Here is an 18,545-nt window from a genome sequence, read left to right as displayed (position 1 = left end):
TAGGAGAGTATGACTTTGTATTGTTGCGCCTTTGTGGCAATTATTAATGTTGAATTACCTACATAAAGTTAGCTTAATTTATTCGAAACTAGGCTAATAAATTCTTTTCTTGTTTTGTCTTTTGTAAAAGCACCTGTAAAAGAAGAGGTTGTAGTAACCGAATTTTGTTTTTGTATCCCGCGCATTTGCATACACATGTGCTGTGCCTCTATAACTACGGCTACACCTAGCGGATTTAAAGCATCTTGAATACAGTTTTTAATTTGGTCAGTTAAGCGCTCTTGTACTTGCATTCTGCGTGCAAATGCATCAACCACGCGTGGAATTTTACTTAAACCTACAATTTTTCCGTTTGGGATGTAAGCCACGTGCGCTTTTCCAAAAAATGGTAACATGTGGTGCTCGCACATAGAGTACACTTCGATATCTTTTACAACGATCATTTGCTGGTGATCCTCAGTAAACATAGCTGATTTAAGTATTTCTAAAGGATCCAATCCGTACCCGTGAGTCAAATATTGCATGGCTTTAGCCACGCGCTCTGGTGTTTTTTCAAGTCCTTCACGAGTCACATCTTCACCTAAATTGTCAATTATGGTTTTATAGTTGTCCGCTAATGCTGAAGTAATTTCGGTGTCGTATTGTTCGATTTTCTCGTAACTTTTCATTTCTTTGATCATGGGTTTCGGTTTTCTATTTATGTAATTTATTGTATTAGATTTTAAAAGAGACAATGCCATAATCCATTTCAAAAATTTGTCCTGAAATAGATTTTGCTTGATCTGATATTAAAAAATGGGCCATATTGGCTACTTCTGTTGGTTTCAAATACCCTTTCATTGGGTGTCTTTCGATCATGTTTTCTTTCATGCGATCGTTGCGCAAAATGCCTGCCGCAAGCGTAGTTTCGGTAATTGTTGGTGCAATTGCATTGATGCGAATTACTGATGCCAATTCAGCACCAAGCGATTTTACTAAACCTTCAATTCCAGCTTTTGCTGTAGCGATACTAGCGTGAAACGGCATTCCGAGTTTTGCTGCTACTGTACTAAAAAGTACAATAGAAGGATTGGTTCCTTTACGCAAAAGGGGTAAGTATTTTTGAATAGCTTTTACGGCGCCAATCACGTTGATTTCGAAATCGTTTCTGAAATCGTCAATACTCAAACTGCCAATTGGTTTCAAGTTAATTGATCCCGGACAATAAATCAAGGTATCAACAGCTTCCAAATCAGGAAGTGCGTCTTGCAAAACATCTACTGAAAAATGTTTTAAGTTGGGATGCGTGATTTCAGGTGCATTTCTGCTGATGTTGTACACTATATTTGTCTCTAGTTGTTGCAACAAAATGGCGCTGCCAATTCCTTTACTGCCACCAATGATTACGATGTTTTTCATGTGTTTTGTTCAATCAGTTATTAAATATGTTGCTGCTCTTGAGCTTATCGTTTGGAAATCTTATTGTTGTTTATCTGTCTTTGCATACTGCATTTAAAGCGACCTTCTCTGAACTCGCGCAGTTTTTCATGTTTGGTTTTGCGCCCTTGTACACGCTCACGCCACATTCTGAAACTTGAGGGTTTCATTTCGGTACGCATCAAGTTAATCACTTCTTGTTCCTTAAGTCCAAATTGTCTCAGGATCGCATCAAAAGTAGTACGGTCTTCCCAGGCCATCTCTATGATTCTGTCTTTTTCAAGGTCGGTTAATTCTCTTTTTGTAGTCACGGTCAACGGTTATTATATTCGTAAATGGTTTCTATTGTATTTTAGTTATCTGAATCGCCAATATCAGCCATGGTGTGCAGGCGCAGGATTCGGTTGCTCTCTTCCTTCACAAGCGGATTTTTTTTCATTTTCCACAAAAAGTCACTTGCAAACTTTCGGGTACGTTCCATATTGACAATGGGTTTTGGGTAATGCACACCAACTTCAAAATCATTAAATTTCTGATCCAAATAGGTCATTTTATTTGGTTCATGTACAAAATTGGTTGGCAAATTGCGCAATTCAGGCACCCATTTTTTGATAAATTCCCCTTGTGGATCGTGCGCATAACTGTTTTTAATTGGGTTGTAAATACGCAACATATTGATTCCTGTTTCACCCGCTTGCATTTGTAATTGCGGAAAGTGAATGCCAGGTTCAAAATCTAAAAATTTTTGCGATAAATGCTGTGTGGCTTCCTGCCAAGGTTGCCATAAATTATGGGTAAAAAACGATACTAGCATGGCACGCATTCTAAAGTTTAAATAACCCGTTTCGTTCAAGCATCGCATGCACGCATCAATTAGCGGGAAACCTGTTTGACCGGTTTTCCAGGCTTCAATATAGTTTTCGTTCACTTTTTTCTGTAAAGAATGAAAGCCTTTGTTCACACTTTCAAACTCCATGATGTCTTCCATTTCAAATTTTTGAATGAAATGCGCTTGCCATGTTAAACGCGATACAAATGAATCGATTTGCTTTGGGTTATTGCAAGTCAATCGAAAGGTTGCTGCTTTTTGCAAGACTTGTCTCGAGGATAAATTACCCCACGCAATGTACGGCGACAAACGACTGCAGCTTTTTCGAGCCAAAGTAGGTTTTGAAATGTGCGCACTGTAATTGTGATAGCGATCGTTCAAAAAACTATTCATGTATTTCCAACCCATGGTCGAACCTCCTTTTTGGAAAATAGCATCGGGTAGGGTTTCTAAATCTTGCACTTCTAAAGAGGTTTCAAGAGCCGCAATCTCCTCTAAATTGAGGTATTTTGATGGTGTAAAATCAAATTGGCATTGTGGTTGATTCATGTAATCTTCCCATTTTTGTACCCAATTGCTACGGTCTTTTAACGCTCTAAAAATGCCGTTATTTATATTTTCTGTCCAAGTGATAAAGTTGTTTTTGCAAAAGCGTTTGAATGCTTTGTCGCGCTCGTATGTAATGCGAAGCCCAGTTTCTTGATGTGAAAAAACAGCATTAATCTTATAGCTTTCTTCTAAAATGTTAAATACGTGAATCACCTCAGATGAAACGGCTAAAATTTTGGTATTGCAAGCCTCTAGCTGTTTATTCAGGTCAACGATAGATTGTTTAATAAAATTCCAATGTCTGCTGCTGTAATGGGCGTCTTGCTCTAGTGATTTTTCAAAAACGTACAGCAACAAAGTAGGAATAGCAGTTCTTGTGGCGTTAAAAATTGCTTCGTTATCTTGCAAACGAAGGTCTCTTTTGAGCCATACTACATTAATCTTTGGTTTGTTGGTCGTCATGTTTTTTTAGAATAATTGTTGTTGTAACCACAAGTTTTGAAACTTCGATTGTCCATCGTAATTGCTTGCTTGCAATTTGATGTTGAATTTTCGGTTTCGAGGATCGTTGCCTACGCCAGATACGTACATCCAATTACCATAGTTAGAGTGTACATCATAATCCAGCAGCATGGCTTCAAAATAGGCAGCGCCAATGCGCCAATCCATCAACATTTCTTTAGCAAAATAAGAAGCTACGTTTTGTCGGCCGCGATTACTCATCCATCCCGTTTGCTGTAATTCGATCATATTGGCATTTACAAAAGGTTCTTCGGTAGTGCCGTTAATCCATTTGTTGATGGCGTATTTGTTGTTTTTCCATTCGTAATCGCGTTTCAAAATGCCTCCAATTTTAAAAATGGCAGTACCATTTTGAAGTGAAATGTATTTGAAATAATCACGCCATATTAGCTCAAAAAGCAACCAATAAGTCGATTCGTTTTTCTCAACTTCTCTTTCATATTGTGCTACTTCCCAATAAATTCTTTTTGCCGAAATGCAACCATTAGCAAGCCAAGGCGAAAATTTTGAACTATAATCGGTACCAACTAGTCCGTTGCGCGTGAGTTTGTAAGAACTTAGTTTTTCAGTATTCCAAAAGTAATTTTCCATTCGGCGTAACGCTTCTTGCTCTCCACCTTTAAACGGAAATGCAGTTCGCGTATCTTTTTCAAAAGCTTCAAATCCTAGCTCCTGTAAAGTTGGTAGCGTCGTATTCGTTTCTTGGTAATTAGCAGCTGTGAGTGAACCTAATTTAAATTCGGCACTTACTTTTGCTTTCTTTTCGCATTGATTTCTGAATTGTGTAAATACATTCGGAATCGATTCAATCGTAAACGGAATTGCATTTGGATGAAACAAAAATTGTCCGTATGTAGCTTTGAATATTACGTTATCAGTAGCTTTAGCTTTTAACACATTGGCTACAGCCAGCTCTTCAGTTGTCCATTCTTCCTGATAATAAACTTTTGTTATCTCTTGGTTTTCGATCAATACGGGCACAACATTTTCAGGTTCTTGGAAATACACAAACAAAGGAATGTGCAGTTCTTTGAGATTTTTACGAAGGTTAGCAACTGATTCAAGCAAAAACTGCGCTCTAAACTTCTCTGTTTTTTTGAAGCCGTATTTTGTTTTCGCAAAATGTCTCGGATCAAAGCAGTAAACGGCCACAACCGCTTCATTTTCTTTAATTGCAAGATGAAGCGCTTCATTATCATGAACACGTAAATCGTTTCTAAACCAAACTAAACCTTTTTGTTTCTTCTGCATTTTTCGCTACAATATTTTACTTCATCCCAAACTTTTTCCCATTTTTTGCGCCAAGCAAAAGGCCTATCGCATACCAAACACATTTTGGTGGGTAAATGTTCTTTTTTCACTAGGTGTATTTCTCAAATTCGTTTACTACAATCTTCGCTTTCAAATCAAACATTAAGTTGTACAAACCAAAGAATGTTCTGTTCATATAAATAAAATGCTTTGAACCTCTACTGCCATTCATCTTTTTAAGATTGGTGTCTTTAGAAAAACGCTCTCCTAATTCGCCAATACTTTGAAAGAATTTCTCATCAGAGAAGTCGAAAGTTTTTTCTTGAAACGGTTTGGTAAATAATGACAATAAATCATGGAACATACTTGTGAAATAAGCCATTTCTTCTTTCGTATCGTCTTGACGTAGAATTTCTAATTCTAATAACTTATTGTGAAATAAAGCGGCATCATTGATTACTTTTTTGTCGATGAGTTCGAAATAAGGAATGTAAAAATCCATTGGGATTTTTTTCATACAACCAAAATCAAGTGCGACTAAATTATTGTTGCTATCTACTAAAAAGTTACCAGGATGCGGATCGGCATGTACTTTCTTTAGTACGTGAATTTGGTACATATAAAAGTCCCAAAGGGCTTGACCTATTTTATCTGCAGCCTCTTGATCAGTATTGATTTTGGTGAATTCAGACAAGTGTTTGCCTGTCATCCAATCCATTGTGATGATTTTTTCCGATGAAAATTCCGGATAGTAACTAGGGAAAACCAAGTTGTCAATTTTAGAACAAGCATTAACTACTTCAGTACTTTGCTCTAGCTCCAATAGATAATTTGTTTCTTCGATTAGTTTGTCTTCAACTTCCTTGAAATATTTATCAGAGTCTTTTCCTTGAAGGTTAAACATGCGAATCGCAATTGGTTTTACCATTGCTAAATCAGATGAAATACTGTTCGCAACTCCAGGATACTGAATTTTTACGGCTAATTTTTTTCCGTCCTTGTGTGCCACGTGAACTTGGCCAATACTAGCAGCATTAACTGAATTAGCATTAAAATCATCAAAAATTTCAGTTGGCGTTTTACCAAAATTATTTTTAAATGTTTTTAAGACCAGCGGCGCAGACAAAGGCGGAACCGAAAATTGAGACAATGAAAATTTCTCAACGTAAGCTTGAGGCAAGAAATTCTTGTCCATACTTAGCATCTGAGCTACTTTCAAGGCGCTTCCTTTTAGGCTTTTCAATCCGTCGTAAATATCCTCAGCATTGTCTTCGTTGAGTTTATCGCGAGTCAAATCAGAATTGACCATTTTTTCGCCGTAATACTTCAAATAATTCACACCAATTTTAGCACCTGTTTGTACTAATTTTGATGCTCTTTCAATTTTTGAGGTAGGTATATAGTCTATCGTTTTCATTATTTTTTGTATATTTTTTCTTTGAAAATGAATTTTCCAAAGTCAATTAGGCTATCAATAGGAGCAATGTTCATTAATTCGAAAGTTGCTTTTACTGATTTTTCGATATAAATATCTGTTTTCTCAAAAGCGGGTGAGGCGTCATCCAACCAGAATTTGAGTGTAAGTAACAACTGAATCCAAGAAGTTTCTTGAAATGCTTTTTCTTGAAAATTTTGAAAACGCTCTTGCTGTGTTCTAAAATCATCTTCAATTACTTCCGTCAAGTACTCTTTAAAGCGCTCACGCAAACCAGCTAGTAAACTCAATTTTTTCAATTGGTTGTTGTGCTCCTTTAAAACCAAAACAACATAACTGCGATTGGCTGTTAGGATTTCGAAGAAGGTAAAATAGAAACTCAACATTTTACTTTTCATATCGTAGGTCTCATATTCACTGTTCTTATGCAAAAGTTCAATTGTTTTTTCAACGAACATTCTGAAAATTTCTTTTTCTATACTATCGATAGTTCCAAAAAACGCATAAAATTCCGTTTCGGTGAAACCGTTAGTTTTGGTGAAATTGTATACTGATTTAGGTTTTTCGCTGTGCTCTAATACATACTCCATGTACATGGAAACTATTTTATCTCTCGTAATTGCTGTTTTCTTGGTAGCCATTGTTTGTGTATTTCTAATTAGGGTATAAAGATACTAAATGTTTAACTATATATTAATAAAGTTAAACAAAATTTAATATAATTTTATATCATCAAAAAATCACTAGCTTTACGGTATTATGAAAAAGAATGTATTAATTAGCGGCGGTACTGGATTTGTAGGGAAGCATTTAACGGCACTTTTGTTAAAAAGAGGCTATTCAGTTTCAATTTTAACTCGAAAGGTGCAAGCCAATCAAAAAGATGTTTTTTACTATCAATGGGATGTTGCTCAGCAAACTATAGATGAAAAAGCTGTTGCCAAGGCTGATTATATAGTACATCTAGCTGGTGAAAACATTGCTGAGAAACGATGGACGGCAAAACGTAAAGCGGCAATTATTGAAAGTAGAGAGCAATCTACAGTTTTGCTGTATTCTGTAATTAAAAAACAAAATAAAAAGCTTGAGGCTTTTGTATCTGCTTCAGCAATTGGTATTTATGGTGCTGTTGATGGACCTGAGATTTGTACAGAGGATATGCCTCCTGCAAATGATTTTTTGGGCTATACTTGCCAGAAATGGGAGGATTCTTTGGACTTTATTGAAAACAGAAACATTCGAACTGTTAAAATTCGAACTGGTTTAGTACTAGGAAAAGGCGATGGTTTTTTGTCTAAATTGGCTCCCTTATTTAAGTACAGATTGGGTGCGATTATTGGAAGTGGTAAGCAATATATGCCATGGATTCATATTGATGATTTGTGTGAGATGTATGCTATGGCGCTAGAAAACAATGAAATGCAAGGTGCTTATAATGCTGCGGTTCAAGATGACACTAACAATTCTATTTTTTCTAAAACTCTTGCCTGTGTATATCGCTATTCCATCTGGTTGCCGGCGGTTCCGGAGTTCGTTATAAAATTAGCAATGGGCGAAATGTCAAAAATTGTACTGACTGGTCGCAGAGTTTCTTCTCAAAAAATTGAAGCTGCTGGTTTTCGTTTTCAATTCAAAAACCTTGAAGGTGCCTTGCGCAACTGTTTAATAAAATAAGTTTATTGTAAGACAAAAAGGAGGCTTGTATTTACTTTTTTAGAAATTTTTGAACGAACCAAAAGCGGAATTTCGATGTTGTAGTCGTCTGTATTGACTGTAAAATTAGCTTGAAAAGACAATCCTTCACTTGTTTTTTTGATAGTAGCCGGAATACTAATTTTTTTTGTGATCCCTTTGATCGTTAATTTTCCTGAAACAATATAATTTTGAGGCGTATTGCTGCATTTTTCAAGGTCAAATTTCTCAATACTCCCTTTAAATAAAGCTCGTGAAAACCGATTACTCTCCATGTAATTTTCGTTGAAATGTTGTTGCATTAAGGCGCGGGGAAAATTAAAATCCTTAATGTTCATCCAGCAGTTTATGTTCCCAGATTTGGTTAGTAGGGCACAAGAGGTTTTAGTATTCAAGGCTTTCACCTCTTCAAACATGGGTATTGAGGCTTCAAATTCTGTTATTCCTTTTGTAGTGCTCAAACGGTCTTGTGCCAACATTGATAGTTGGCTGCAAGTGAGTAGCAAAAGGACCATCTTTTTCATGACTACTAATTAACAATAAACACTTAAATTTACGAATCGTTTCTTAGATACACAAAAAAAGTCCTAAGATTATCAATAGGACTTGGTATATTTTTGATGTCATTTTTAGCGTAAATCCAATTGGATATGATGCTGCTCTAAGCTAGCAAGTGCTTCGGGCGAACTGTAATCGAATATTTCTTCGTGTAGGTCTTTTTCTTTTTTCTGAGCAATTTGTTTGATGCAATTAAAACAACGTCGTACATCATTCATATTCGATAAAATCAAACCAGGAACGGCTATGCTTTTACCGTTATTGTCTTTGGCAACCATTGTAAAATAAGAGGAGTTGCAGTGTTTTATTTCACCTGTTTGAATGTTTTCTGATTCCACACGAATGCCTACAATCATAGAACTATTACCTACGTAATTCACGCTTGCTTTCATCGTTACCAATTCGCCCACTTCAATGGGGCGTAAAAAATTGACCGTATCTACTGATGCCGTAACGCAATAATGTCCTGAAAATTTAGAAGCACATGCAAAAGCAATTTGATCTAAAAGGGATAAAATGTAGCCGCCATGAATTTTTCCGCTAAAATTGGTATGGGATGGAAGCATCAATTCAGAAATTTTAATATCTGAACTCGCCACGGTTTTATAGGAAGTTTTCATCTACTTGATTTTGAAAGGAGAATTTACTTTTTTTACTGAAGTGATAAAGTAACGCGTGTCACCCCACCATGGGAAAGTGCGGTATTTTTCAACATAATTTACTTGTACATATTGCCCTTCCATTTCTTGTAGCTGCGTAATTACATCAGATTGGCTGTCTAAAACAGAAAATGAAAATATTTGTGCACCTGAGATTCCTTGACTGATTTCGCCTTCCCAAGTTTTAAAAATAACTCCTTTGTTGCTCACTTTTATTAATTCGCCAGAGCGCACTCCTTCGCTGTAAGTGGCATTGTATAAAAAGGTAAAATAGGAAACAAGTCCTAAGACTATTATTGCTAAAGTGATCATTAAAAATTTTCTCATCTGTATCTGTACTTAGTTTAGTAGTTTATTTTCGTCTTTTTCTGCTCGGTTTATAATACTTTCGGGTAGTGCTTTTTTAGCTTTGGCTCCCATTTTCTTTAATTTTTCTACACTAATTATTAAGTTTCCTTTTCCTTCCACTAATTTGTTCATGGCCGCTGCATACTCTGTTTTACTTTCGTCAATTTTTTTACCAATTTTAATCAAATCATTGACAAAGCCTTCAAATTTATCGTAGAGTGCGCCTGCTTGTCTTGCAATTTCGAGTGCGTTTTCTTGTTGTTTTTGATTGGTCCACATGCTATCAATGGTGCGTAAAGTAGCTAGTAATGTAGATGGCGTTACGATGACGATATTTTTCTCAAAAGCTTTGTTGTACAAACTATTATCTTCATTTAATGCAACAGCAAAAGCGGGTTCAATTGGGATAAATAGCAATACAAAATCAGGACTTTCAATATGGTATAGATCGTGGTAGTTTTTGTTGCCTAATTGTTCTACGTGACGTTTTATAGAGTTTACATGTTCTTTTAGCCAACCACTTCTTATAGTATCATCTTCTTCGTTGCTGTATTTTTCATAGGCTGTTAAGGATACTTTTGAATCGACAATCATTTTCTTGCCATCAGGTAAGTTAATCACTACGTCAGGAAAAACACGATTGCCCTCTTCGGTCGTAAAAGCTTGTTGCACTTCGTATTCTCGTCCTTTTTCTAGTCCTGACTTTTCTAGAACGCGTTCCAAAACTAATTCGCCCCAATTTCCTTGCATTTTGCTATCGCCTTTTAATGCTTTGGTAAGGTTAATTGTCTCTTTGCTCATTTGAATATTCATTTCGCGCAAGCCCAAAATTTGTTGGCGTAATGCAGCGTGATAATCGATACTTTCCTTGTGGGTATCTTCGACCTTTTTTTCGAACAACTGAATCTTATCCTGTAGCGGTGACAAGATATTTTTCATGTTTTCTCTATTTTGTTCGGTAAATTTATTCGATTTTTCTTCGAGAATTTTATTGGCTAAATTTTCAAATTCTTTAGTGAATTTAGCTTGTAGTTGTTCCACTTCTTCTTTTTGTTCCTTGTTGCGTTCCCAAAGATTTTCAAAGTCTACTTCTTTTTTAGAGAGTTGAATCGCTAGGCTGTCTTTCTCGTCTCTTATGCGTTCTTTTTCATTGCTTATTACTTCAATCCGTTTTTCAAATTGAAGTTGCTCTGCATTGGCTTGTTCTTTTAATTGTGAATATTGTTGCGTAAGAGCAAGAATTTTTTCTTCTAAACTTATTTTTTCGCCTTTTGCTTGAGCGGTAAAAAGCAATTTTCCGATAAAAATTCCAATGCCTAGGGCTACAATAAAAACGATTAAAAATGTTAGTAGGTTGGTCATAAATTAAATATTTGTCAGTTGGTAAAAGTAAGGAAAAGATTCTAGGTTTTGATTGTGACAAACAAATTAGTATTGCATTTTAACGTGTTGTTGCATAAAAAAAAGCCAGATTTCAAGAGTATGAAATCTGGCTTTTTAGAGTTGCTTTTAAAGCTTATTTTTTAATTATTTTTTGAGTGTAAATTACTTTTTCACCGCTTGTCACGGTATAAATGTAAATACCTGTAGGTAATTGCGCTACATCAATCGCAGCTGAACTACCATTTGAAGTAGCTTTTAAAATAACTGGTTTTCCTACTTTACGACCAAGAAGATCGTAGAATTGCACACTAGTTTTTTCACTATCAGTGCTAGTTACATTTACAGTAAAAATATCGTTCACTGGATTTGGATAACCGTTTACAGCAGTGCTATTGGTTACTGGATTAGATAATCCAAGTGTAGGATCTGCTTTTAATTCAAAGCGAGCAATAACTGGTCCATGGTCTGAAGTGGTGTTAACGTAATTTGTAATTTCAGGACGTGGGTCGTATACTTGAATAGAATTCGCGATGTACTCGTCATTCAACTCATTCGAGATTAAGATGTGATCTAAAAATCCTCCAGATGATAAGAAACTAAAAGCACCTGCTTTACTAATGTCTAATGTCAATGCATTGTAACGAGCGGTATCTTCAACCAATTTTTGGTATGATGAAGGATTACCTGCAATTACAGAGACATCTACGTCGTCATTAAAATCACCTAACAAAATGATGTTAGCATCTGGATATTGAGTATCTAAACTGTCTTTTAGTAATTCAGCATCATATTTACGCATATTGTAACGCGTAATATCAGTACCACTATTAGCACGAGCGTGTAAATTAACTATTTTAAGGTCTTTTTTAATACCACCAATATTAGTTTCAAGTTCTACCATGTACGGTAAACGACCAGATGAATAAAAGCTTTCACCAGTACTTGGGTAATTAGGTAAAGTAGTTGTCCCAGCACGAACATCGTCGTACAATTTACTAAACATGACACGTGTCTTTTTAACAGAAGTAGTTTGAGTGTTGTACAATACAACTAACTTTTGAGGTGGAAAAGTAGGATCGGCTGGTTGGAAAGAGCGTGACCACACAGGAGAAACTGCTTTTGCGAAAGTTTTTCCGTTCACATTTATTTTTGTAATTAAAGTCTCTAAAGCAGCATCATCAGATACCTCTTGTACAGCGTATACATCTGCATTTAAAGTGTTCATTACTTTTGCTACGTTATCTATTTGTAGTGCGTCATCTGTTGGACCGAATTCAGCTCCGCTAGTATCTTTTACGTCAGTTCCAAAAAACTCTAAATTGTAAGTAACGATATCAAAAGTTTCAGATTTAGTTAAAGATGATGCAGTTAACATACCTAATTGTTGGTTCAATCCTGTTCCATTTAATTGCAATGGTCCAGCACTATTTAACTCTTTTGTAGTTGGAGCAAAACGAGCATAAAGCGTAATTCCAGCCAATGCTTGTTCAGCAGTTACTTGTACGTTGTTTTGAAAGTTAGTATTATCCAAACTTAATTGATAGTACAAAGGTGCTGTTACAGTTATAGCGCCGTATCCTCCAGCCATGAAAGTAAAAGATTGGCTAGCAGAAACTGTATTTGGGGCGATTTCACCAAAATTTAAAGTTGGTATTGTTGCGATGAAAGCAGCTTCATTTGTAATTTTTACATCGTCAAGTGTCCACTCAGCACTGTCTGTAGCTCCATTCAAACCTGATTCATATACCCATGCAACATAGGTGCTGTTTGATTTATAGGCTTCTAGATTGATAAATTGCGACTGTTTGAAAGTTCCTGTTGTAGTTGGAAAATCACCATTTAAAGCAGTCCATGTAGCTGTTTCAGGATTGCTTTTTCCATCATAATTGGTAGATACCATTAATTTTAAAGTATTTCCAGAAAAGAATTTTCTGCTGAAAAAAGATAACAATGGGAATTTATCAAATGAATTTAAACGCATTGCTGGCGAAATCAACCAATCTTTACTTGGTCCATTTTCTGAAAATCCATTCATTTGTACTGCTGCAGGTGAGCTATTAAAACGAGAAGTTGTACTGCTCCATTTTACTTTATCTCCTGCTACACTATATGAAGTCCAGCCGCTATTAGTCAATACATTTATATCGTTAAAATCTTGAGTGTACGGGTTGATTCCTATTCCAGTAACAGCTACTGTTTTTGATGAGCCACCAGTAGTAGCAAGTGTAATTACTCCAGATTTTACCCCAGTTGTTGTTGGGTTAAATTGTACAAAAACTTTTGGAGTAGCGTTGTTTGCGAATTCGCTAACTTCAAAACTTAAACTACTTTGAAAACCAGTGCTTTCTGTTTTTGAAATTGAAAATTCTGAAGGAGCAGTAACTGTAACCGCCTGGGTTAAATTTTGTCCTTGAATACCGTAGTTTAAAATTGAGCTTAAAGTATTTTGTTCCACAAAACTAAAGTTCAATTCATTTATAGTGGTTGTAATTGAAGGTACTACAACATTCGAAGTAGTTACATTTAATATGGTGCTTGCAGCTTGTAAATTCCCTGAAGTATCCTCAGATACAGCGTAAACATTGTAGCTTGTTCCTAATGTTAATCCGCTCACTGCAGCAGTGTAAACAACAGCAGGATCGGCTATAACAAGAACTCCTGTTTTAAGTGCAGCCGTATTATTAGAGTCGGTTCCTGCTTTAATCTGCGCAACGCTAGGAGCATTACTTCCAGCTGGTAAAACAACAAAAAACGTTTTTCCGTTTTCATTAAGTTGCGTAGCAAAGTCAAATCCCTCTGAAAGGATATTGTTTATTTTTGGAAAACCATCTGCATATTTTGGGGCTTCGGTATCGTTTGTAATGCTGATGTTATCGATTGCAAAAGATGGTCTTGCACCTCCGCCAGATGTTTGTTTTGAAATCCATCTGAGTTGAACAATATCTTTGTTGTCGCAATCGGCTGGCAATTGTATTTTTATCTTTTGTGGATTTTGCTCTGCTGTTCCTGCTGATTGTGGAGTAGTAGTATTTGCGTAAGCAGTGGAAAGTAAATTTACAAAAGCATCTGTCGTTCCTACGCGATACTGTAAAATCATATCATTGATGCGGGTATTGTTCGTTCCGTTATATGGATTACGAATAACCATAGCATCATATTCTACAAAAATTCCGGATTTACCTGTAGTTTTTATAGCCAAGCCAATACTTAAATCTAATGAGCCAGTGTTTAAAAAACCAATTTTACCGTTGTAGTTGTGCACGTTTCCACTACTTGTTGCAGCGGTACTACTACCTACTAAAACTCTGTCAGCAGCTATAGTTGCTGAAGTGTTGTAACTGCTTCCAGGTGAAGTACTGGCTGTCCATCCTTGAAATCCATCTGGATAAGTAGTTGATGCAACATCAAGACCATTAAAATTTTGTAGAAAGGGTAAGGCTTGAGGGGTTGGCTGCGTGGCTTGTGCCGAAATATTCCAGCTGAATGCCAGAAGTGCTAATAAGAAAAACGCTAAGGTTTTAAATGCGTAATTGTGTTTCATAGGGTAACAATTAATTAATTGGCCACAAAAATAGAATTCCTAAGGTTAAGCCAATATTATCAGTTGCTTTTTTTTAAAAAAAATAGATTTTGAAGGAAACTAGGTGCTGTTTTTTTACAATAGAGAAACGACCTATCTTTGTAGCCAAAGAATCTAAGCATGCACCGCCATTTCATCATTCACAAGCCTTACGGATATTTAAGCCAGTTTATTTACGAGCTAAAGCGAAAAAAACGCTTACTTGGTGAATTGTATGATTTTCCGGAAGGTACAATGGCTATTGGTCGCTTGGATGAGGATTCAGAGGGACTTCTACTTTTAACCACAGACGGAAAAGAGAGTGAACGGATACGAAGTAAAAAAGTCGAGAAAGAATATTTTGTTCAAGTTGATGGGCTAATCACTCAAGAAGCTATTGAGAAAATTAGAGTTGGTGTTGAAATTGGGTTTAATGGTACAAAATACATAACCAAGCCTTGCAAAGCGAATGCACTTGAGTTTGTACCCGATTTTGGCCCACGCGGAAAAAAAATTAGAGACGAGCGTCATGGTCCTACTTCATGGGCATCGATCACAGTTAACGAAGGTAAATTTCGGCAAGTGCGTAAAATGACTGCTGCAGTTGGATTTCCTACATTGCGATTAGTTCGCGTACGAATAGGAAACGTAAATCTTAAAAATTTGCAGGCAGGAGAAGTAATTGAAGTAGAAAATTTTCAAATAGAAAGTTAAAAGGTAGGATTAATTTTCAGCCTTTTAATTTTCCAATCTCATAATAAAGTATAAAATGTTAAATATCGTTTTAGTAGAACCTGAAATTCCAAATAATACCGGAAACATTGGCAGGTTATCAGTAGGTACCGAAAGCCGTTTGCACTTAATTCACCCTTTTGGTTTTGTCATTAATGATAAAAATTTAAAACGTTCAGGATTGGATTATTGGGTACACCTTGATGTAACCGAATATCAAAATGTAAGCGAGTGGCTCGATCAAGTTCCTGATAAATCACGTGTTTTTTTGATGAGTTCGCATGCCGAAAATTCGTATTTAGATATTGAATTTCAAGACGAAGATTGGTTGGTTTTTGGTAAAGAAAGCGTTGGCTTAAGTCAAGAAGTTTTGAATTTATTCGACAAGAAAAATCAATTAAAAATTCCGATGTCGCCCTTAATTAGAAGTTTTAATATTGCCAATTCCGTAGCATTTGTGGTAGGTGAGGCCAAAAGACAGCTTTATTTCAAATCAAAATAAGTTGCTACAGCTGTTTTAATTTGCGTTTAAGTGATTACAAACTTTCCTTTTTCAGTATCAAAAGCGATGTGGTCATCTTTAAAAAGTGTACTAAAAGTTCCTTTAGAAATAAAATTGCAAGGTTGGTCCTGAAAAGTAGCTTCGGGTGTCATGATGATCATTTCGTCACTCAATTGTATGGCCATATCAATATCGTGTGTTGAAAATAAAATGCATTTGCCTAATTCCGAGGTTAATTTTTTAAGCAATTTAAAAAGAGCCACTTTGTGCAATAAGTCGAGGTGTGTGCTGGGTTCGTCGAGAATTATCAGCTCCGTATCTTGTGCCAATGCTCGCGAAATCAGTACTTTTTGAAGTTGACCGTCGCTAATTTCAAAATGCTTTTTGTGTGCCAAATGGCTAATTTGCGTGAGCTCCATTGCCTCATTTACTTTGGAAATGTCATTTGGCGTTAATGTGCCTATCCAATTGGTATAAGGTTGACGGCCCAGTGCAATCAATTCGAAAACAGTAAGATTACTCGGTGGTAATTTTTCGGTTAAAACTAAACTTAATTTTTGCGCAAGTTCTAGCGGGCTGAATGTATCGATTTTTTTATCCTCCAAAGAAACAGTTCCCTGTAATGGTTTTTGTATTCCTGTAAGCGTTTTTAGCAATGTAGATTTTCCAATTCCGTTGGCACCAACAAGAGCAACAAGTTTACCAGTTTCAAGTTGCACGTTCACCTTTGAAGCAACGGTAATTGTTGTTTTTTTGTGCGTGTAGCCTATGCTAATATCAGTTGCTGATATGAGTGTTTTTGCATTCATTAGGCAATCATTTTTTGTTTGCGTACCAATAACCAAATGACAATTGGGGCACCAATAATCGAGGTAATAGCATTAATTGGCAGCATGACTTCTAAACCTGGTAGTTGTGTTAAAACGTCACATAACAAAAGGATTGCTGCACCAAATAGTAGCGTGCTCCAAAATAAAACGGCATGATTACTAGTTTGAAAAACCAATTTAGCGATGTGTGGTACAGCTAAGCCAACAAAGGCTATAGGGCCCGCGAATGCCGTAATACTTCCTGCCAAAATACTTGTAGCTAAAATGATTATGTTTCGAGTGCGTTTAAAATTCAAACCCATACTGCGAGCGTAATTTTCGCCTAAAAGTAGCGCATTCAAAGGTTTGATGCTGAAAATACTGATTAAAATCCCCACGATCACACAAAAAGTCAAGAGACCAATTGATGTCCAAGATAGGTTTCCTAAATTTCCCATTGACCAAAAGGTGAATTTTTGTAGTTGTTCTGCCGAACTAAAATAAGTTAAAACACCAACAAAAGCGCTTGTAAAACTACCAAACATTAATCCGACAATCAAGATAGCCATAGTGTCTCGCAGCTTTTGTGAAACCGCCAATACGGCCAATAAAACCAGTGAACTTCCAATGGTCGACGCTAGTACTATTCCGTAAGGCGAGGTGATGAGGGTACTTAAAAATGAGGGCAATAATCCAGCTCCTAAAATTACAAAGGCTACTCCCAAACTCGCTCCTGAGCTTAAACCCAAAACGTACGGTCCCGCAAGCGGATTTCGAAACAAGGTTTGCATCAATAAACCACTTATTGACAATCCAGCACCTACCAAGATAGCCGTGATGGCTTTTGGTAAGCGGTAATTGATAATTATGTATTCCCAAGTTGTTTTGCTTGCATGTCCTCCCGTGAGACTGTTATAAATATCTGCCGTTGGAATTTGAATCGCGCCATAACTGATGTTTACAAAAAACAACACTACCAACCCAATGGCTAGGATTACAAATAAAAAGCTATTTCTCTTGCTTGAACTCAATGTTTTTTAAGATTAATTTCTGATTGCTTTTGTTTGAAAAGTTATGTTTTAAAAGATGTTTTGCGATTATTGCAATTGTTCCGCAAAGGTAAAATTATAGTTTGGCAGCACCTCTGGATGAAAAATTTTAATATAATCTTTCAAAACCAAATCAGGTCTGCTGGCAGCTATTTCATAATAAATCGTGCCGCCTTTGGCTCCTAATTTGGCCTCAAAAGTAAAAACTTTATTTTTTTGTAAGGCTGTAAATTGAGCATAATGCGGATTACTTTTTTCAAATTCAGCTTTGCTTTTGATCGCTCCAGTGGCAATCCAATAATCTGCATTTTGAGCTTTTTCAAGAACTTTTTCAAATGGTAAATTCAAACTTCCTGAGCCGGCCACATCTGACCAAAGGTAATTGGCTTTTGCATCTTTCATGAATTGTGCTACCCAACTGTTTCCCTTGGCAACGTACCAAGTGTCTGCGTACATCGACCCATATAACACTGTGCTTGAAGGTTTTTTAGTAGCTACCATTTGTTGCGCCTCTTTATAATTTTTTACAATAGTATTGAAAAGTGTGTTGGCTTCTTTTTTCTTGCCAAACAAAGCGCCATACAGTTTAATCCATTCTGCTTTTCCAAGGGGAGTTTGTTCCATCCAATCGGCTTGGATCAATACTTTTAAACCACTTTTTTGTAAATTATCCAAAACTGGATTTGAATTATCAATACCAAAAGTCACTATGGCATCAGGTGATAACGCAATTAATTGTTCAATATTTAGCTTTTCATTTTGCCCAATATTAGTCACTTTTCCAGCATCAATAAGTCGACGCGTTTTAACAGATGAAACATAATCTGTATGCGGAAAACCAATTAATTTTTTTTCAACACCCAACATTTCTAAAAACGGAATCGAAGTAGTTGAGGTAACTACGATACTTTGCAATGGCACATTTATAGTTTCATATTCAGACAAGCTATCTGGAATTTGAGCTTGCTGCTCTTTCAGTACATAGGTAAAATCTTTTTTAGCTTGCGGCCACGCATCCGATACGGTTACAACATCATAACCATCATAGGATACAATTGATAAACCACTTGCGTACGAAATGCTATTCTGGCTTTTTTTGGTGGTTTTTTTATCCGATTTTACCTCGTTTTTGCAAGAGTTTAAAGCAACAAAAACAAGGAGCATAAGTAAATTTGGTACTGAAATTCTCATGAGGTAAATTTAAAATCACGGCAAAGGTAGCCCAAATTAATCTATTTTCTTGTTTATTTTT

At 36.2% G+C, this 18,545-nt stretch carries 19 protein-coding genes; 3 read left to right on the top strand and 16 right to left on the bottom strand.

Features of this window, described 5'->3' with window-relative positions:
* Positions 1–68: 68 nt before the first annotated feature.
* Genes folE through KBJ98_RS07925 form a run of 8 tightly spaced genes read right to left on the bottom strand, consistent with a single transcriptional unit; the run spans position 69 to position 6,643 of the window.
* Positions 69–680 carry a GTP cyclohydrolase I FolE gene (gene folE / locus KBJ98_RS07960; protein WP_225872928.1) on the bottom strand — a complete coding sequence of 204 codons (612 nt, stop codon included), beginning with the start codon at positions 678–680 and terminating at the stop codon, positions 69–71.
* A gap of 34 nt (positions 681–714) precedes the next feature.
* A complete protein-coding gene (locus KBJ98_RS07955) occupies positions 715–1,398 on the bottom strand; it encodes an SDR family NAD(P)-dependent oxidoreductase (protein WP_210789289.1) in 684 nt (227 codons plus the stop codon).
* 44 nt (positions 1,399–1,442) lie between these two features.
* Positions 1,443–1,727, bottom strand: a complete 285-nt coding sequence (locus tag KBJ98_RS07950; RefSeq protein ID WP_210789287.1) for a TIGR03643 family protein — start codon at positions 1,725–1,727, stop codon at positions 1,443–1,445.
* 41 nt (positions 1,728–1,768) lie between these two features.
* Entirely contained in the window at positions 1,769–3,256 is a 1,488-nt protein-coding gene (locus KBJ98_RS07945; RefSeq protein ID WP_210789285.1) for a cryptochrome/deoxyribodipyrimidine photo-lyase family protein, read from the bottom strand.
* A gap of 6 nt (positions 3,257–3,262) precedes the next feature.
* Positions 3,263–4,567 carry a DASH family cryptochrome gene (locus tag KBJ98_RS07940; protein ID WP_210789283.1) on the bottom strand — a complete coding sequence of 435 codons (1,305 nt, stop codon included), beginning with the start codon at positions 4,565–4,567 and terminating at the stop codon, positions 3,263–3,265.
* Positions 4,543–4,677, bottom strand: a complete 135-nt coding sequence (locus KBJ98_RS07935; protein ID WP_166137087.1) for a DUF2256 domain-containing protein — start codon at positions 4,675–4,677, stop codon at positions 4,543–4,545. Before KBJ98_RS07935 ends, KBJ98_RS07940 begins: the two co-directional genes overlap by 25 nt.
* Positions 4,677–5,984, bottom strand: a complete 1,308-nt coding sequence (locus KBJ98_RS07930; RefSeq protein ID WP_166137090.1) for an ABC1 kinase family protein — start codon at positions 5,982–5,984, stop codon at positions 4,677–4,679. The genes KBJ98_RS07935 and KBJ98_RS07930 overlap by 1 nt, the downstream gene beginning before the upstream one ends.
* Positions 5,984–6,643, bottom strand: coding sequence for a TetR family transcriptional regulator C-terminal domain-containing protein (locus KBJ98_RS07925; RefSeq protein WP_210789281.1), 660 nt, complete (start codon positions 6,641–6,643; stop codon positions 5,984–5,986). The genes KBJ98_RS07930 and KBJ98_RS07925 overlap by 1 nt, the downstream gene beginning before the upstream one ends.
* A 118-nt stretch (positions 6,644–6,761) precedes the next feature.
* On the opposite strand from KBJ98_RS07925, the gene KBJ98_RS07920 reads away from it, so the two are divergent.
* Entirely contained in the window at positions 6,762–7,676 is a 915-nt protein-coding gene (locus KBJ98_RS07920; protein ID WP_210789279.1) for a TIGR01777 family oxidoreductase, read from the top strand.
* Positions 7,677–7,678: 2 nt separating this feature from the next.
* Here KBJ98_RS07920 and KBJ98_RS07915 read toward each other — a convergent pair whose 3' ends face one another.
* The 5 genes from KBJ98_RS07915 to KBJ98_RS07895 form a co-directional block, all read right to left on the bottom strand.
* On the bottom strand, positions 7,679–8,218 hold the full coding sequence (locus KBJ98_RS07915) for a YceI family protein (RefSeq protein WP_210789277.1): 540 nt from the start codon (positions 8,216–8,218) through the stop codon (positions 7,679–7,681).
* A 105-nt stretch (positions 8,219–8,323) separates the two neighbouring features.
* A complete protein-coding gene (locus tag KBJ98_RS07910; protein ID WP_210789275.1) occupies positions 8,324–8,872 on the bottom strand; it encodes an acyl-CoA thioesterase in 549 nt (182 codons plus the stop codon).
* On the bottom strand, positions 8,873–9,238 hold the full coding sequence (locus KBJ98_RS07905) for a 6-phosphogluconate dehydrogenase (protein WP_210789273.1): 366 nt from the start codon (positions 9,236–9,238) through the stop codon (positions 8,873–8,875).
* Positions 9,239–9,250: 12 nt separating this feature from the next.
* Entirely contained in the window at positions 9,251–10,621 is a 1,371-nt protein-coding gene (rmuC, locus tag KBJ98_RS07900; RefSeq protein ID WP_210789272.1) for a DNA recombination protein RmuC, read from the bottom strand.
* A gap of 154 nt (positions 10,622–10,775) precedes the next feature.
* Positions 10,776–14,183 (bottom strand): T9SS-dependent choice-of-anchor J family protein, encoded by a 3,408-nt coding sequence (locus tag KBJ98_RS07895; protein ID WP_210789270.1) that lies wholly within the window; start codon positions 14,181–14,183, stop codon positions 10,776–10,778.
* Positions 14,184–14,342: 159 nt separating this feature from the next.
* Between KBJ98_RS07895 and KBJ98_RS07890 the strand changes: the two genes are divergently transcribed.
* Both KBJ98_RS07890 and KBJ98_RS07885 read left to right on the top strand, forming a co-directional pair.
* Entirely contained in the window at positions 14,343–14,915 is a 573-nt protein-coding gene (locus KBJ98_RS07890) for a pseudouridine synthase (protein ID WP_210789268.1), read from the top strand.
* A 55-nt stretch (positions 14,916–14,970) separates the two neighbouring features.
* On the top strand, positions 14,971–15,435 hold the full coding sequence (locus KBJ98_RS07885; RefSeq protein ID WP_210789266.1) for a tRNA (cytidine(34)-2'-O)-methyltransferase: 465 nt from the start codon (positions 14,971–14,973) through the stop codon (positions 15,433–15,435).
* Between the two features lie 26 nt (positions 15,436–15,461).
* On the opposite strand, the gene KBJ98_RS07880 is transcribed toward KBJ98_RS07885, so the two are convergent.
* From KBJ98_RS07880 to KBJ98_RS07870, 3 genes are all read right to left on the bottom strand, one after another.
* Positions 15,462–16,244 (bottom strand): ABC transporter ATP-binding protein, encoded by a 783-nt coding sequence (locus tag KBJ98_RS07880; RefSeq protein WP_210789265.1) that lies wholly within the window; start codon positions 16,242–16,244, stop codon positions 15,462–15,464.
* Positions 16,244–17,275, bottom strand: coding sequence for a FecCD family ABC transporter permease (locus tag KBJ98_RS07875; RefSeq protein ID WP_210789263.1), 1,032 nt, complete (start codon positions 17,273–17,275; stop codon positions 16,244–16,246). Before KBJ98_RS07875 ends, KBJ98_RS07880 begins: the two co-directional genes overlap by 1 nt.
* A 66-nt stretch (positions 17,276–17,341) precedes the next feature.
* The gene (locus KBJ98_RS07870; protein WP_210789261.1) at positions 17,342–18,484 is read right to left on the bottom strand and encodes an ABC transporter substrate-binding protein; all 1,143 of its coding nucleotides are present in this window, start codon (positions 18,482–18,484) and stop codon (positions 17,342–17,344) included.
* Positions 18,485–18,545 lie beyond the last annotated feature (61 nt).

Origin of the sequence: Flavobacterium erciyesense, assembly GCF_018069925.1 — a bacterium.
GTDB classification, from domain to species: domain Bacteria; phylum Bacteroidota; class Bacteroidia; order Flavobacteriales; family Flavobacteriaceae; genus Flavobacterium; species Flavobacterium erciyesense.
The sequence above is the reverse complement of the archived record's forward strand: the minus strand, read 5'-3'. Positions and strand labels throughout refer to the sequence as shown.